The 15,871-nt window shown below is 57.7% G+C and carries 11 protein-coding genes; 4 read left to right on the plus strand and 7 right to left on the minus strand.

The window, feature by feature from the left end:
- The first annotated feature begins 24 nt into the window (after nucleotides 1-24).
- Both AC0TNG_RS21605 and AC0TNG_RS21610 read left to right on the plus strand, forming a co-directional pair.
- Complete coding sequence (locus AC0TNG_RS21605; protein ID WP_463726939.1) at nucleotides 25-1,347, plus strand: PTS sugar transporter subunit IIC; 1,323 nt, start codon at nucleotides 25-27, stop codon at nucleotides 1,345-1,347.
- Nucleotides 1,348-1,362: 15 nt separating this feature from the next.
- A complete protein-coding gene (locus AC0TNG_RS21610; RefSeq protein ID WP_024908700.1) occupies nucleotides 1,363-2,079 on the plus strand; it encodes a GntR family transcriptional regulator in 717 nt (238 codons plus the stop codon).
- Nucleotides 2,080-2,087: 8 nt separating this feature from the next.
- Here the strand turns inward: AC0TNG_RS21610 and AC0TNG_RS21615 are convergent, their stop codons facing one another.
- A complete protein-coding gene (locus AC0TNG_RS21615) occupies nucleotides 2,088-2,897 on the minus strand; it encodes a glycosyltransferase (protein ID WP_024908699.1) in 810 nt (269 codons plus the stop codon).
- A 242-nt stretch (nucleotides 2,898-3,139) separates the two neighbouring features.
- On the minus strand, nucleotides 3,140-4,060 hold the full coding sequence (ldtB, locus tag AC0TNG_RS21620) for a L,D-transpeptidase (RefSeq protein ID WP_024908698.1): 921 nt from the start codon (nucleotides 4,058-4,060) through the stop codon (nucleotides 3,140-3,142).
- 222 nt (nucleotides 4,061-4,282) lie between these two features.
- On the opposite strand from ldtB, the gene AC0TNG_RS21625 reads away from it, so the two are divergent.
- Nucleotides 4,283-5,878, plus strand: a complete 1,596-nt coding sequence (locus AC0TNG_RS21625) for an ABC-F family ATPase (protein ID WP_024908697.1) — start codon at nucleotides 4,283-4,285, stop codon at nucleotides 5,876-5,878.
- An 89-nt stretch (nucleotides 5,879-5,967) separates the two neighbouring features.
- Here AC0TNG_RS21625 and AC0TNG_RS21630 read toward each other — a convergent pair whose 3' ends face one another.
- Together AC0TNG_RS21630 and AC0TNG_RS21635 are read right to left on the minus strand one after the other, a co-directional pair.
- On the minus strand, nucleotides 5,968-8,331 hold the full coding sequence (locus AC0TNG_RS21630; RefSeq protein ID WP_463726938.1) for a glycoside hydrolase family 31 protein: 2,364 nt from the start codon (nucleotides 8,329-8,331) through the stop codon (nucleotides 5,968-5,970).
- Between the two features lie 17 nt (nucleotides 8,332-8,348).
- Nucleotides 8,349-9,650: an MFS transporter gene (locus AC0TNG_RS21635; RefSeq protein WP_024908695.1), complete on the minus strand. Its 1,302-nt coding sequence runs from the start codon at nucleotides 9,648-9,650 to the stop codon at nucleotides 8,349-8,351.
- 288 nt (nucleotides 9,651-9,938) lie between these two features.
- Between AC0TNG_RS21635 and AC0TNG_RS21640 the strand changes: the two genes are divergently transcribed.
- The gene (locus AC0TNG_RS21640) at nucleotides 9,939-11,012 is read left to right on the plus strand and encodes a LacI family DNA-binding transcriptional regulator (RefSeq protein ID WP_473713085.1); all 1,074 of its coding nucleotides are present in this window, start codon (nucleotides 9,939-9,941) and stop codon (nucleotides 11,010-11,012) included.
- Here the strand turns inward: AC0TNG_RS21640 and AC0TNG_RS21645 are convergent.
- The 3 genes from AC0TNG_RS21645 to AC0TNG_RS21655 all read right to left on the minus strand — a co-directional run bounded on the left by AC0TNG_RS21645 (nucleotide 11,009) and on the right by AC0TNG_RS21655 (nucleotide 15,870).
- Nucleotides 11,009-12,265 (minus strand): DUF1479 domain-containing protein, encoded by a 1,257-nt coding sequence (locus AC0TNG_RS21645; RefSeq protein ID WP_090417642.1) that lies wholly within the window; start codon nucleotides 12,263-12,265, stop codon nucleotides 11,009-11,011. The two genes, AC0TNG_RS21640 and AC0TNG_RS21645, sit on opposite strands and share 4 nt — an antisense overlap.
- Before the next feature lie 149 nt (nucleotides 12,266-12,414).
- Nucleotides 12,415-13,230, minus strand: a complete 816-nt coding sequence (locus tag AC0TNG_RS21650; RefSeq protein ID WP_090417640.1) for a Cof-type HAD-IIB family hydrolase — start codon at nucleotides 13,228-13,230, stop codon at nucleotides 12,415-12,417.
- A gap of 207 nt (nucleotides 13,231-13,437) precedes the next feature.
- On the minus strand, nucleotides 13,438-15,870 hold the full coding sequence (locus tag AC0TNG_RS21655; protein WP_473713086.1) for a formate C-acetyltransferase/glycerol dehydratase family glycyl radical enzyme: 2,433 nt from the start codon (nucleotides 15,868-15,870) through the stop codon (nucleotides 13,438-13,440).
- Nucleotide 15,871 lies beyond the last annotated feature (1 nt).

The following is a 15,871-nucleotide window of genomic DNA, read 5'->3' on the forward strand; positions in this document are numbered from 1 at the left end:
ACTGATTGATGGGAACACTCCGCTATGTCTGAAACAAAAATCACACCGCACATGCAGTCCTTTGTCGATAAATTTGTCGAGTTTTCGGCGCGCCTGGCAAACCAGGTGCACCTGCGCTCCCTGCGCGACGCCTTCGCCACGGTGATGCCGATTTTCATCCTCGCCGGTCTGGCGGTGCTGGTGAACAACGTGGTCTTTCCGTGGATTTTTCACGGCGATACGCTGGCACACTTCAAAGTGTGGGGCGAGGCGATTATCAACGGCACGCTGAACATTGCCGCGCTGCTGCTGGCGCCGATGATTGCCTGGTCGCTGGCGCGCAACAAAGATTTCGACAATCCGGTCTCGGCAGTGGTTATCGCCGTCAGCAGCTTCATCATCATGATGCCGATACGCTTGCAGATTACGCCCGTCGGCAGCGATACCACGGTGAACGTCACCCAGGTGCTGACGTTCGCCAATATCGGCTCCACCGGGATTTTCGCCGGGGTGCTGATTGGGCTGCTTTCAACGGAAGTGTTTATCGCTATTTCGCGCCTGAAGGCGCTGCACATTTCGCTGGGGGAAAACGTGCCTCCGGCCGTGAGCAAATCTTTTACCGCGCTGATCCCGACCATCCTCACGCTCTCGCTGTTTGCGGTGCTGGCGGCGGTGCTGGCAAACGTGCTGCATACGGATCTGATCCATCTCATTACGACCTTTATCCAGCAGCCGCTGCGGCTGATCAACACCAGCCTGCCCGGGACGATTTTCATCTACAGCTTCGGCAACTTCTTGTTCACGCTCGGTATTCATCAGTCGGTGGTCAACAGCGTGGTGCTGGAGCCGTTCCTGCTGATCAATACCAACGAAAACATGCTGGCCTTCGCCAACGGTCAGCCCATTCCGCACATCATCAACAATATCTTCGTGCCGACGTTCGGCATGGTAGGCGGCACGGGCAGCACGATCTCGCTACTGATTGCGATATTTATCTTCTCGCGCCAGCAGTCGGCGAAGCAGGTGGCGCGCCTGTCACTGGCGCCGGGCCTGTTTAATATCAACGAGCCGGTGATTTTTGGCCTGCCGATCGTGTTTAACCTGCCGCTGATGATCCCGTTTGTGCTGCTGCCCGCCATCGGCATTTATTTCGCCTGGCTCTGTACCACGCTGGGGTTAATGTCGCGCTGCGTGGTGATGATCCCGTGGACCACGCCGCCGATCCTGAGCGCCTGGCTGGCCACGGCGGGGGACTGGCGGGCGGTGGTGGTGCAGTTGGCAATCATCGTATTTGGTGTATTCTTCTACCTGCCTTTCCTCAAGATTGCCGAGCGAGTGGCGTTGAAAAACAGCGGGATAGAAAACTAACAGAAAGGAAGGACGATGGCGGCGAAGTACATCACCATAGCGCGGGAAATTAAGAAACGCATTATCAGCCAGCAGTACGCCGCCAACGAACCCCTGCCGGACCAGTTTGCGCTGGCGGCGGAGTTCAGCTCCAGCCGGATGACCATTCAGCAGGCGATGCGCCAGCTGATCGTCGAAGGTCTGGTCTATACCCGTCAGGGCCAGGGCACGTTCATCCGTAAAAACTTCCTCCAGCTCTCGCAGTGGGATCTCTCCGGCAGCGACTACTTTGGCGCGACCAAAACCTGGGCACATCTGGGCACGGTCACGAGCCAGGTGGTGCATTTCGAGCTGCGCTTTCCTAATGAAAAAGAGCAGGCGTCGCTGATGATTAACGCCGATGCGCCGATCTATGACTTTATTCGACTCCGTTTGCTGAACGGTGAACCGATGTCGCTGGATTCCACGGTGATGCCGATGAATCTGGTCCCGGGCCTGACGAAAAACCATCTTGAAGCTTCAGTGTTCCAGTACGTTCAGGAAACGCTGGGGCTGAAAATTATGGGGTCGTACCGGGTGGTGCGGGCGCTTAAGCCCAGCGCGCTGGACAGAGAGCATCTGGTCTGCGAGGAAACCGATCCGGTGCTGGAGGTGGAGCAGGTGATTTATCTGGAGGATGGCACGCCGCTGGAGTATGCCCACTGCCACTATCGCTACGACCACGGCGGGATCGTGATCGTGAATAACGGGTAATCAGTCTTTCAGGCGCACGACTCGAAATAGCTGTCCGTGTCTTTTATGTAAAGATCGTTCTGACACAGATGCTGGATTTGACCAGGCTTAAATGTAAAACGGATTTTTTGAAACCAGGAACGTTTTATTTTGCTGGTATTCTCGCGCGATAATCCATAGTCATGGATTATTTCATGAACAAAACGAATGCTTTGTGCAGAAACATAGACAGGTGTTTTGGTTAGCTGAATCAGTTTGCTGATCCAAATATCATCCGCGCGAGGACAAACCGTAATAAAATCTTCGTTAAAATGGAAATATTCCGGGATCATATTTTTCTTGAGCACAACGCCACCAAGACCGGTGATGATATAGTTCTGCTCAACGACTTTTGGCACGGTGATAAGCGGGAAATTACGATAGGTATCAAGAAGTTCTTTCTTCTTCTTTACTGTTTCACGCACCCGCGCGGCAACCACATATTTTTGATTGTGGCGATAAAAATCATCCAGCAGTGTTTCTGCCCAAATTTCGTTATAGATTGCGTCATCATCGGCATAAATCAGAATATCGTCTTCGGTTGCTGCTTGCAGCGCCGGAAACAATTTCCGATAAGGGCCGGTGTTCTTAACCCATTTAAAAACCAGGTTGGTGCCCGTCTGGCGAATTTTCTGCGCCCACTCCGGCTCCTCAGTGATGCCTTCGTCACTGAGATAAGGTGTACTGGAGACCCACACAACAATTTGATCGACCTTCTTACTCTGGTTCGCCAGTGACCACACCGTTTGCGAACAGAGATAAAGGCGCGATTTTGTTGTTGTTAAGTTAATGCTAATCATCAAACTATGCGTGCTCCAGGAGATAAAAAGACCTTATAAAACCAGATAAAACTGATTTTATAAGTGGGCGCATCATAACACTTAGAGGATTAGATGTAACCCCGCTGGGTTAGCAGAAAATGGCAAGAAAGGCACTTACGGCAGTAATAGCTGTTCAGAAAGGGTCAGCGTGATGGAGATTACAGTGCAATAAGACCCCGATAATACGGGGTCTTATAAGATACGTTATTGATTCAGCGTGATCAGTTCAAACGCACCGGCATACCGGAGCGGTTCTGCACGGCCTGGTCAACAATCGCCGTTTCGACATCTGGCTGAGACGTCACCGCCTGCACCGCGCTGTTCAGCGTAACAGGAACGACTTCGTTGTTGTTGATCTGGTCTTCGCTGGTGGACAGCGGGTTGTGCACTTCGATGTAGCGGCTGCCGTCTGGTTCAGACGTTGCTTTCACCGGTTCGTTGATGAACTGCACGCGCGTACCGACCGGCACGTTTTCGAACAGGAATTTGATGTCGTCGTTACGCAGGCGCACGCAGCCGTGGCTCACGCGCAGGCCGATACCGAAGTTGGCGTTGGTGCCGTGGATCGCATACAGACGACCAATGTACAGCGCGTACAGGCCCATTGGGTTATCCGGGCCTGCCGGTACAACGGCTGGCAACGGTTCGCCCGCCGCGATGTATTCTGCGTGCATTTTGGCGGTCGGCGTCCAGGTTGGGCCCGCTTTCTTACGCTCAACTTTGGTGGTCCAGTTCATTGGGGTGTCTTTACCCAGCTGGCCGATACCGATTGGCAGCACGATAACGGTGTTGGTGCCTTTCGGGTAGTAGTACAGACGCATTTCGGCGCTGTTAATCACGATACCTTCATGAACGGTATCCGGCAGGATCAGCTGCTGAGGAATATTCAGCACGGTACCCGCTTTTGGCAGATATGGGTCAACGCCCGGGTTCGCTTCCAGCATGTTAGACAGGCCCAGCTGGTACTGCGCAGCGAAATACTCCAGCGGCTGAGAGTTACCTTCAGGAACCGTCACCACCTGGTTTTGACCCACCAGACGGCTTCCGTCGGTCGGCAGGGGATACGTCACCGCAGACGCGGTCTTACAAAAACCTACTACGGCTAACGCCGCCGCAAAAAGCGCTGTTAATTTCATGTTCATGTTGTGCGAGGTATCTAAGCCATTCAGGCGATGAGTTGATAAGTCTGAATCTGTGATGGGAGCGCATTATATGTGCATTCCCGCTCACAGGGAATTCAGATGTGTACGAAATCACATTTTTTTCGATTTTGTTAAAGTTTAGTGGATGGTTGCAACGCGGGATCTCAATTCGGAATTGTGGCATAATGCCGTGTTTATCACACTTTTCGCAGGAATCTCCCCGTGTTAGTTACCAGCAACGTCACTATGCAGTTTGGCAGTAAGCCGCTGTTCGAAAACATTTCCGTCAAATTTGGCGGCGGCAACCGTTACGGCCTGATTGGTGCCAACGGTAGCGGAAAATCCACCTTTATGAAGATCCTCGGCGGCGATCTGGAGCCGACCCTCGGCAACGTGTCGCTCGATCCGAACGAGCGCATCGGTAAGCTGCGTCAGGATCAGTTCGCCTTCGAAGAGTTCACCGTGCTCGACACCGTGATCATGGGGCACGCGGAGCTGTGGGAAGTGAAGCAGGAGCGCGATCGCATCTATGCGCTGGCCGAAATGAGCGAAGAAGACGGCTATAAAGTGGCCGACCTGGAAACGCAGTACGGCGAGATGGACGGTTACTCTGCGGAAGCGCGCGCGGGCGAGCTGCTGCTGGGCGTGGGCATTCCGGTTGAACAGCATTACGGCCCGATGAGCGAAGTCGCGCCAGGCTGGAAGCTGCGTGTGCTGCTGGCACAGGCGCTGTTCTCTAACCCGGACATCCTGCTGCTCGACGAACCGACGAACAACCTGGACATCGACACCATCCGCTGGCTGGAGCAGACGCTGAACGATCGCGACAGCACCATGATCATCATCTCGCACGACCGTCACTTCCTGAACATGGTCTGCACCCACATGGCGGATCTGGACTACGGCGAGCTGCGCGTCTATCCGGGCAACTACGACGAGTACATGACGGCGGCCACCCAGGCGCGTGAACGTCTGCTGGCGGACAATGCCAAGAAGAAAGCGCAGATTGCTGACCTGCAGTCCTTCGTCAGCCGCTTCAGCGCCAACGCCTCTAAATCGCGTCAGGCAACCTCGCGTGCGCGTCAGATTGATAAAATCAAGCTGGAAGAGGTTAAAGCCTCCAGCCGTCAGAACCCGTTCATCCGCTTCGAGCAGGACAAGAAGCTGTTCCGTAACGCGCTGGAAGTGGAAGCCCTTACCAAAGGCTTCGATGAAGGCCCGCTGTTTAAAAACTTTAACCTGCTGCTGGAAGTGGGCGAGAAGATTGCCATTCTGGGCGCCAACGGCGTGGGTAAATCCACCATGCTGAAAACCCTGGTCGGCGAACTGCAGCCGGACAACGGCACCGTGAAATGGTCCGAAAACGCGCAGATTGGTTACTACGCGCAGGACCATGAGTACGAGTTCGAAAATGACCTGACCGTCTTTGACTGGATGAGCCAGTGGAAGCAGGAAGGCGACGACGAGCAGGCGGTGCGCAGCATTCTGGGTCGTTTGCTGTTCAGCCAGGACGACATCAAAAAGCCGGCTAAAGTGCTCTCCGGTGGCGAGAAGGGCCGCATGCTGTTCGGCAAGCTGATGATGGAAAAACCAAACATCCTGGTGATGGACGAACCGACTAACCACCTGGACATGGAATCTATCGAATCCCTGAACATGGCGCTGGAGATGTATCAGGGCACGCTGATCTTCGTCTCTCACGACCGTGAGTTTGTCAGCTCGCTGGCGACCCGCGTGATCGAAATTACGCCAGAGCGCGTGGTGGACTTCACCGGTAACTACGAAGATTACCTGCGCAGCAAAGGTATCGAGAACTAAAAAAAAGCCCGGTGGCGCTTCGCTTACCGGGCCTACGTTCTATTCCCTCTCCCTGTGGGAGAGGGTTAGGGTGAGGGCATCAGGCCGCACTACAGCACCCACTCACTCCCTTCAACCCCGTTCACCCGCAGCGTACGTTTTTCCCCCGCCGGTAATGATACCTTCAGCGCCTTCCACGCCGGACGATAGTCGCCGCGCGCATTCACCTTCAGGTTGATACTTGCGCCGTCGCACACCATTTCCCATTCCACCCACAGCGCATTGCCGTTCTGGTATCCCCAGCTTTCGCCGTCGTCTTCAAACAGCATGCCCGAGGTTGTGCCGACGCCCTTCACAGGGAACAGCTTCAGTTCGCGGGCCGTATCTTTTTCGGCACTCACATGCGTGATGCGCTCGCTGAGCGGCAGACCGGCTCCGGCGCGCACCAGCAGCGGCAGTTTTTCCAGCGGCGCGTCGAGAACGATCGACTGGCCGCCCGCATACCACGCGTGGGTGTAAAAATCATACCAGCCGGTGTCGTTATCCGGCAGCCAGACGCGGCGCTCGCGCTGCCCGGCTTCGACGACGCTGGCGACCAGCAGGTCGCGGCCCAGCAGGAAGTCATCGCATTCTTCGAAGGTCTGCGCATCGTGCTCGTGGTCGAGGAAGGTCGGACGCAGCATCGGCTCGTCGTCGGCGTGCGCCTGCCATAGCAGGGTGTAGAGATACGGCAGCAGGCGGTAGCGCAGCTCAACCGCGCCGCGAATGGCTGGGGTGACGCCCGGGTACATCCACGGCTCGTTCACCGTGTGGTCATCGTTCCACGAGTGAATGGTAAAGCGCGGATGCATCACGCCGTTCTGCACCCAGCGCACGAACAGCTCGGCGTCCGGCTTGTCGCCGGAGAAACCGCCCACGTCATGGCCGACGTTGAACAGCCCCGACAGGCTCATGCCCAGCCCCATGCGGATGTTATAGCGCAGCGTGTCCCAGCTGGTGCGGTTGTCGCCGCTCCAGGTCTGAACGTAGCGCTGCATCCCGGCGCAGCCGGAGCGGGAGATCAGATACGGGCGTTTTTCCGGCGCAAAGCGCTGCTGCGCTTCCAGCGAGGCGCGCATCATCAGCAGCGGCATGACCGGGCGAATGTGCTTGATGGCGATCTCCTTACCGAAGCCAAAGCAGCGGGCTTCCCCGTCCCACACTTCATATTCGTTGTTGTCGTTCCAGGTGGAGTCGATGCCCATCTCCAGCAGCTGCGTTGTGACGCCGTTCTGCCACCACTGCACCGTCTGCGGGTTGGTAAAGTCGAGGTGCGAGCCTTCGTCATCCCAGAAGCTGGAACGTTCGGGTGCATCGGTTTCTGAATCGCGAATGAACAGGCCGCTCTCCGCCACTTCGTTATAGCGAGGATGATCCTGCAGCAGGCACGGCTTGATGTTGGCGGCCAGCTTCAATCCCGCGTCGTGGAACGCCTGGCTCATTACCTTCGGCTGCGGCACCTTGTCGTAGTTCCAGTTGAAGACGTAGCGCTTGCCGTTGATGGAGGTATAGCCGGAGGAGAGCTGGAACGAGTCGCACGGGATGGCGTGCTCTTCGCACAGGCGGATGAAGTTCATCAGCTGGTTTTGCGCATCCGGCGCGTCGGTGTAGTGCATGGTCGAGCCGCTGTAGCCCAGGCTCCACTTCGGTCCGAACAGCGTTTTCCCGGTCAGGCGTACGAAGGCTTTGGTGACGTCCAGCACGCGCCTGCCGGTAAAGATGTAGTAGTCGATATCGCCCGCTTCCGCCTGCCAGCGGCGATAGGCGGTGTGGTAGTTGTCGATTTCGTTACCCAGATCCAGCCAGCAGCTGCTCAGGTTGTCGTAGAACAGGCCGTAGCTGACGTCGTCGCGGCGGGCGATAGTGAACGGGATGTGCTTGTAGAGCGGGTCGGTGCTGGCCGCGTTGTACCCCATTGCGTCGAGGTTGCGCATCTCATAGCGTTTACCGTTGCGCTGCAGATCGCCCGCTTTCTCGCCCAGGCCGTAGAAACGCTCGTCTTTACGACGGCTGAGGTAGTGCGCCACGCCGTTGCCGTGGGCGTTCAGCAGGTAGGCGCTGGTGGGGCGGTCATTGACCAGCGGCAGCCATTCGCCCGCCTCATTGCGGTAGTGCCACTCCAGCCACAGCGGCTGGTGGACGGTCACGCGCAGCTGTTCGGTTGCCACGGTTAGCGTCTCACCCTGCTGCGTCAGGTTCCAGGCCGGGCAGGAGAAACCGCTTATGTCGTCACGACGGCGGCCTTCCCAGGGCACGTCTTTTTCCGGAGCGATACTCCAGGTGCGGTCCAGCGCCAGCTCGCCTTTGCGCTTAATCAGCACGCGGAAAAGGTTCTCTTCCAGCACATACAGGCACAGGCGGTGCTGGTTATCGACCAGCAGTTCCAGATGGTTTGCTGACTGAATATCAACGGTCCAGTTTTTCAGGGTTTTCATATGCAATACATCCACTATCAGGCGCGCTTGGCGCGACGTTCAGCAATAAATGCTACCAGGAAGACAGCGCCAATCAGGTCAAAGAAGCCCATGGCGATAAAGAGCGGGTTAAAGCCGATTTTGTCGGCGGTCACACCGATTAACAGCGAGAACAGGAAACTGGCGATCCACGCCGCCGAGCCGCGCATGCCGTTGACGGTTGCCATCTGGCCTTTGTCGAAGGACTCCACGACCAGGGCGCTCAGCATGCAGGAGATGATCTGGTGCCCGAAGCCGCCGATGGAGATCAGCACGATGGTGATATACGGGTCGCGGGTAATGGCCACGATGGCCAGCGAGATCATCAGGAACGCGCCGGTCACGGAGCTGGCGACGACCGAGTTAACGCGGGAGCAGCCGAACAGACGGGTGTACAGACGCGTCAGGTAGCCGCTCGCCACGCTGCCGAGGTCGGCGGCGAGGAACGGCAGCCAGGCAAACATCGCAATCTGCTTCAGGTCCATGCCGTGCTCTTTGGCAAGGTACAGCGGCACCCAGAAGCTCAGCACCGCCCAGGCGGGTTCCGCCATAAAGGCCGGGATGGCGATACCGTAGAAGCGTTTGTTTTTCGAGACGGTTTTCAGCGCGGTCAGGAAGGGCAGTTTGACGGCAGGTGGTTCGTTATCCTGCTTGATAAACGCCAGCTCGTCCTTGCTCAGGTTCGGGTGCTGCTCCGGGTTATGGTAGAACGCCCACCACAGGATCACCCACAGCAGCGCCAGCACGCCGGTAAACATAAACGCCCCCTGCCAGCCAAACGAGGCGTGAGCAAAGTAGATGATTGGCGGAGCCAGCATCGCGCCGATGGAGAAGCCCACGCCCGCCCAGCCGGCGGCAACGGGTCGTTCTGATTTCGGGAACCATTCACCGATGGTTTTGGCGTTAGCCGGGGTAGCGGCGGCCTCAGAGGCACCCATAAAGAAGCGCAAAATAGCCAGGTGCAGCCAGCTTCCGGCGCCCGCGTGGAAAATACACATCAGCGCCCAGATGCCGGCGCAGACCATAAAGCCAATCTTCAGGCCGATCACGTCAATCAGCCAGCCGCAGAGGGGCTGGAAAATGGTGTAGGCGATCTGGAACGCGCCAACGATCCAGGAGTACTGCTCGGTGGTGATCCCGAGGCTCTCTTTCAGCTCGGGGGCAAGAATGCCTAACGAATTTCGGGTGATGTAGTTAACGGTGACGCCAAGTAAGAACAGCACCAGCACGTACCAGCGCAGGTTCTTGATGACGCGACGGGTTTTGCTTGTCGCAACGGTGTTATTGATGTCCTGACTCATTTTACTCTCCACAAGACGGACGGTAAGGGGACGGAGGTTCAGGTGTCACACAGATTTTTATGCCTTTGATTTCTATCCGTTTAAACTGCTTAAGTTGGTATACAACTAGTATGGAAGTTGTGTGACAAGTTCACCTTAAGGGAGAAAATGAGTGGGCAATAGTGGATTTTGTGCAAAATTTCTCATAACTGACTCAACCACTCTGGCATGATGGCATTTATGTCAGTTATTGCCTGACGGATACGCTATGAAAATTTTTTCATTTCGCAAAAGGAGCCAGATCACAAAATGGACAAAAGGCTAAAAATCACCGAAATCGCCGCCCGTACGCAGCTCTCGATCAGCACCGTGTCTCGGGTGCTGGCGGGGAAAGCGAATACCAGCGAAAAAGCGCGCGCAAAGGTGCTGGCGTGCGCGCGGGAGCTGGGGGTGATGGAGGGCATGGCGGCGGGACGGCTGCTGCTCAATAGCCTGGTGGTTTTTGCCCCCCAGCGCGCCTTCGACGAGCGGTCCGACATCTTTTACTACCGCGTGATCCAGAGCGTGAGTAAAGGCCTGGCATCCCACGATGTGCGCCTGCGCTACTGCGCGCTGGAAGAGAACGACAGCGATGCCCAGCTTTTTCTGGCGCGCATGAATGAGCCGGATACTCAGGCGGCAATCCTTCTCGGCATTGACGATCCCCATATTCACGATCTGGCGGTAGATGTGGGTAAACCCTGCATGCTGATTAACTGCCGCGACCGGCACATGCGTCTGCCTGTCGTTGCGCCGGATCACCGCGCCATTGGCGAGCGGGCGGCGGAATACCTGTTCGAGATGGGACACCGTGAGGTGATGAACGTGCTGTGCCTGCGTCGCTACACCATGGAGCTGCGCCTGTCGGGGATCCGCGACGCGTGGCAGTCCCACAACCTGACGTTCAGCGATAAACGCGATCTGCTGGTGGTGCCCAGCTTCAGCGCGCGCGAAACGGAACAGGCGGTCAGCAGCTGGCTCAGCGAAGTGCAGGGGAAAGATTTACCTACCGCGTTTCTGGTCGGCGGCGACTTTATGGCGGCGGGCACCATCAGCGCATTACAAAACCACGGTCTGCGCGTGCCGCAGGACGTGTCGGTGATGAGCATCGACGGGTTTAACCTGGCGGCGATCCAGGATGTTCCATTAACGGCCGTGCACGTTCCCCGCGACGAACTGGGAACCGAAGCGGTACACATGCTCCAGCAGCGGCTGATGCGCCCGGACGCGCCGGTGGGGACGTTGCTGCTTAACGGCACGCTGACCGTGCGGGATTCGGTACGGCGGATACGTCAGGGGAAACGACGCACCGCCGTGGAGCGGGAAGGGCTGTACGACAGTTAGACCATGCCCAGCGCGCGCTTGCCGTGGATGTTGAGATCGTTCACGGTAAAGCGGTCCTGCCAGCTCTTTTCATAATCCTCACGCGGGAAATCCCCCGGCGACGCGCCGGTCTCCAGCGCTTCCTTGACCTTTTTCGCGTAGGCGAGGTTTTTCTCGCACATCGGTGCGGCGGGGATGTACATCACGTTGCCCCAGCCCTGCTGATTGTCCACCGGCGCGACGGAGTGGATCACATCGCAGTGCCACCACACGGAATCGCCCGCGTCCAGTGCCGGAATGCTGGTCAGCGCCTCGATAAGCAGCGGGTGCCACTTCTCGGAAACCGGCAGCACGCGCCCCGGCGCCACGCCGCACAGCTCGTCTTCCGGCACGTCGTCCAGCAGCGGACGCAGCAGAATGTACGCCATCGCTTCCGGGATGGGCACCACGTGCAGCAGCCCCTGTCCGGGGATCATGTCCGACAGCGCGGTCCAGCCCTGGAAGGTGCGGAATACCGAGCATTTGGTGGTGTTATCGACGGTATACTCTTCCACTTCGGTACGGTGCGCGGCGTTCCACGGATCGTACTTCTCGACGTTGCCGTCAAACACGCGGGCAAAGACCTGCTGGTAAGCCGGCAGCAGCCAGCGCTCCAGCGCGCCGGAGTCGGTATGCGCGCCCAGTCCTTTCGAGGTGGTTCCCGGCGGACGGCGGCGGATACGGTCCGGATAAATCACGCTCACGTCCGGGTCAAACCACTGTTTGCCGTTGCTCTCGAATGTCCATAAACGGTTCAGGAACGACTGCACCTGCGCCATCTCTTCGCTCTGGCGCGCCTGCATCTGCGCCTGCGACCAGTAAATCGGGTAAATCTCCGGACGGGAAGCGGTCAGGGTGCCGAAGAAGTTATCGCCCGGCCCTTTGTACACCTCGTCAAACTTGTTCAGATCGAGGTAGTCGAGCATCGACTGATCCCACGCCAGCGCCTGCTCGCGCGGGAAATGACCTTTAATCACCGCGCAGCCGCGGCGCTTAACGGCTTCGCGCTGCGCGTCGGTAATGGTGCCGTTTTTTACATCCGCGAACGGGATCGCCGGCCAGACGGATTCGCCTTTGTTTTTAAGGGCGTTGATTTCCGCCACGCGGGTGGCAATTTTATCGCTGAGCTTGTTGAACACCGCCTGCACGTCGCCGATCTGCGCACGCAGCTCACGTTTCAACTGACGGATTGCCGCTTTGTGATCCGCCGGCAAAGTTTCACTGGTAAAGGTCATAACTGCCTCGCCTCTTTCATTCGAAAGTAAAAATGTCTACAAGTGATACTTTAAGTTAAAATTAAGTTAATGCAAGTTTAAAAACTTGACGCAAGCCACAGGACGGAAAAAGAGTGATAAGCCGGAGCCAGGCTCCGGCGAGGAGAGGATCAGGCGTCGAACGGGGAGTGGTGGTCGAGCACGGCCTGAATAACGTTCAGCGCGCCCTGATGGTTGTTGTCGTCGGTGCTGTAGCGGCTGATTTCTTTGATGCTTTCCGCCGCGTTGCCCATTGCAAAGGAATATTTCACCAGCTTCAGCATCTCGGCATCGTTGCCGCTGTCGCCAATGGCCACGCACTCCTGCGGGGAGATTTTCCAGCGCTTCAGCAGACGGCTGATGCCGTTGGCTTTGTGCAGGCCGGGGATAATCAAATCGACAAAACCAAAGCCGCTGGTGACGGGCTTCATGATGCCGTCCAGGGAGACGTGCAGCTTATCCACCAGATTAGGGATATCGCTGTCCGGCAGGTTCAGGGAGAACTTAAACAGCACGTCGTCAATTTCACGGTAATCGCTGATGCGCTTTAAGCGGTGGTAGTGCTTTGACATCAGCGCCACGAACGCTTCAGGGGCTTTGTCGCTCACGTAGGCACTCTCCAGCCCGCAGGCCACGAAGTTCAGCCCTTTATCTTTCAGCAGCTCGCCAATGACGATCTGCGATTCATGGCGGGTCAGCTCGCCGTGAAAAATCTGCTCCCCGCGATCGAACACCAGCGCGCCGTTTTCCGCCACGAAGGAGATCCTGTCTTTCAGCTCCGGAAAGAAGGAGATGAGCTGGTAATACTGGTTGCCGCTGGCGACAACGAATTCAATGCCGCGGGCTTTAAGCTGCTCAAACTGTGCCTGGAAGCGGTCACGATCGTACTGCTTGGCATCATCAAGAAAAGTTCCGTCCATATCGGTGACGATAACTTTAACGGTCATACTGTGCTCCTGGGTCACTGCGTTTTGAAACATTCTAATAACAAGGTGACGGGGAGCACAAATTTAATTTCATTCGAAAGTAAAAGCAAAACGGCAACCGAGGTTGCCGTTTTTAGTGTTTTCTCCCTCTCCCCGTGGGAGAGGGCCGGGGTGAGGGCATCAGCGTGCGTATTTCCCCCTCACCCTCAAGGGAGAGGGGATACACCGTTACAGCGTATGCTCAGTACGCGCAATAATATCGTCCTGCGCATCCGGCGACAGGGCGGTGAAGAACGCCGAGTAGCCTGCGACGCGCACCACCAGGTCACGATACTGGTCAGGATGTTTCTTCGCCTCCAGCAGCGTGTCGCGCGAGACGATGTTGTACTGAATATGCCAGCCCTTATGCACCTCGAAGAAGGTGCGCAGCAGCACCATCAGCTTCTGGCGATCGCTGTCGTTTTCCAGCGTTGACGGGTTAAGCTTCTGGTTCAGCAGCACGCCGCCGAGAATCGCCTCGGTAGGCAGTTTACCCACGGAACCGATGACCGCCGTTGGACCCAGGTGGTCGGTACCGGAAGCCGGGCTTGCCCCTTCCGCCAGCGGCGTGTGCGCCTTACGTCCGTCCGGTGTCGCCATCGTCGCCGCGCCAAACGGCACGTTCGCGGAAATCGAGGAGGTGCCCGCGTAGTAGTTACCGCCAATCGGGCCGCGGCCGTAGCGCGGGTTGTGGTACTGCTTCAGCTCTTCAATATAGGTCTGATAGGCACGGGTCAGCAGCATATCCACGCTGTCGTCGTCGTTGCCGTACTTCGGCGCGCCGTTGATCAGGCGCTGACGCAGCTGCTCGTGGGTCAGCCCGTCGAAGTCATCCGCCAGGGCGGCCGCCAGCTGCTGTTGACCGATGACGCCCTGTTCGAACACCAGCTTCTTCACCGCCGCCAGGCTGTTGCCGAGGTTGGCGATGCCCACCTGCAGGCCGGAGACCCAGTCATACTTCGCGCCGCCCTGCTTGATGCTTTTCGCGCGCTCGATGCAGTCGTCCACCAGCGCCGAGCAGAGAATATCGTGGACATTTTCCTCCAGCATGGTGTCCACCACGTACTCAATCTCGATGGATTTACGGGTGTAGTAGCGGATCTGGGTATCCCACGCCGCCATCACCTCGTCGAAATTGTCGAAGTTACCGGCTGAGAGGGCTTTCTCCTGCGGCAGGAACACCTTGCCGCTGGTGGCATCGCGGCCGCCTTCCAGCGCCGCCAGCATGACGCGGGCGAAGTTGATAAAGCTCATGCCGGTGCAGCGGTAGCCCCACTTGCCGCCCACCGCGGTTTCGATGCAGCCAATCGCCGCGTAGTCGTAGGCGTCGTCGCGCTCAATGCCGAGCTTGATGAATTCCGGGATCACGATTTCGTCGTTGTTGAACGCCGGCATCCCGAAGCCGCAGCGGATCACCTGCACGCAGGCGTCGAGGAAGTCGTTGCTCATGCCCGCGTGATAGCGCACGCTCAGGTTCGGCTGGGTGGAGCGCAGACGGCCGCAGGATTCCAGAATCGCGTACGAGAGCGGGTTCACCGCGTCCATCGGCTCACCGTTGACCAGCTTCTGGCCGCCGATGGTGACGTTCTGGTACAGCGGGCTACCGGCGGAAGCCTTGGAGTGCGAGCCGGAGCGGATCTTGTTCACTTCCAGCAGCTTCAGCCAGCAGCTGTGCAGCAGCTCGATGGCGTGTTCGCGGTCGAGGCTCTGGTTCAGCTCCACGTCGCGGCGGTAGTACGGATAGAGATACTGATCCATACGCGCGAAGGAGACGGAGTGGCCGTTGGACTCAATCTGCAGGATCAGCTGAATGAAGTAGCACAGCTGCAGCGCCTGCCAGAAGGTTTTTGGCGGCTCGTGAGCAATCACGTCGCAGTTTTCTGCCATCGCCAGCAGCTCGTCGCGGCGGCTTGCGCGGGTTTCGGTTGAGGCCATCTCGCGCGCCAGATCGGCGAAGCGTTTGATGTGCAGGCTCACCGCTTCCAGCACGATATCAATTGCCTTCAGGAACTGATCGCCGTGCAGGTCTTCCAGCACCGTCAGGTTGATGCGCGAGCGGCGCTCGGCCACTTTGGCGCGCAGGCCGTCGAGACCTTTCTCCAGCACCAGTGGGAAGTTCACCGCCAGGTGCGCGTCGCCGGAAGTCATGTTGCCTTCGGCTTTGATAATGCCGGTGTCCAGCAGGCCTTTCTGCTCGTCGGTGAACATGCCGTAGCAGCGGTCCTGCACCGTCTGGCCGCGCCACCACGGGCAGATCTCGTGCAGGACGCGCTTGTTCTCTTCGCTCACCGCAAAGCCCGCGCCCGGGCGATCCGCCAGGTCGTCGATCTCTTTTTCAATCCAGGAGACGGTGTATTCCGGGAAGATCGGTGCTGCGCGCACTTCGCTTGCCTGGTTACCAATAATCAGCTCGTCGTGTTTGATCCAGATGGTACGCTCGGCCAGGTGATGGGCCAGCGCCAGGGCGCGACGGACCGGGATCGGCTTGTCCATGTGCTGCTGGTACATTTCGGTGTAATGCTGCGCGCGCTCGGTACAGACCGACGGCTTAACGATATGCACCAGCGCCGTTTTGTGCGCCTTAATGCGCTCGCTGAGGGTATTGAGATTCAGGGTTGTCATA

The sequence above is a fragment of the Enterobacter sp. PL_is514 genome (assembly GCF_055816715.1).

Coding starts and splice junctions, on each gene's coding strand:
- AC0TNG_RS21645 (WP_090417642.1), bottom strand. CDS start 12,265: ATGACCTTTACCAGTGAAACTTTGCCGGCGGATCACAAAGCGGCAATC.
- ldtB (WP_024908698.1), bottom strand. CDS start 4,060: ATGAACATGAAATTAACAGCGCTTTTTGCGGCGGCGTTAGCCGTAGTA.
- AC0TNG_RS21635 (WP_024908695.1), bottom strand. CDS start 9,650: ATGAGTCAGGACATCAATAACACCGTTGCGACAAGCAAAACCCGTCGC.
- AC0TNG_RS21640 (WP_473713085.1), top strand. CDS start 9,939: ATGGACAAAAGGCTAAAAATCACCGAAATCGCCGCCCGTACGCAGCTC.
- AC0TNG_RS21605 (WP_463726939.1), top strand. CDS start 25: ATGTCTGAAACAAAAATCACACCGCACATGCAGTCCTTTGTCGATAAA.
- AC0TNG_RS21610 (WP_024908700.1), top strand. CDS start 1,363: ATGGCGGCGAAGTACATCACCATAGCGCGGGAAATTAAGAAACGCATT.
- AC0TNG_RS21650 (WP_090417640.1), bottom strand. CDS start 13,230: ATGACCGTTAAAGTTATCGTCACCGATATGGACGGAACTTTTCTTGAT.
- AC0TNG_RS21615 (WP_024908699.1), bottom strand. CDS start 2,897: ATGATTAGCATTAACTTAACAACAACAAAATCGCGCCTTTATCTCTGT.
- AC0TNG_RS21630 (WP_463726938.1), bottom strand. CDS start 8,331: ATGAAAACCCTGAAAAACTGGACCGTTGATATTCAGTCAGCAAACCAT.
- AC0TNG_RS21655 (WP_473713086.1), bottom strand. CDS start 15,870: ATGACAACCCTGAATCTCAATACCCTCAGCGAGCGCATTAAGGCGCAC.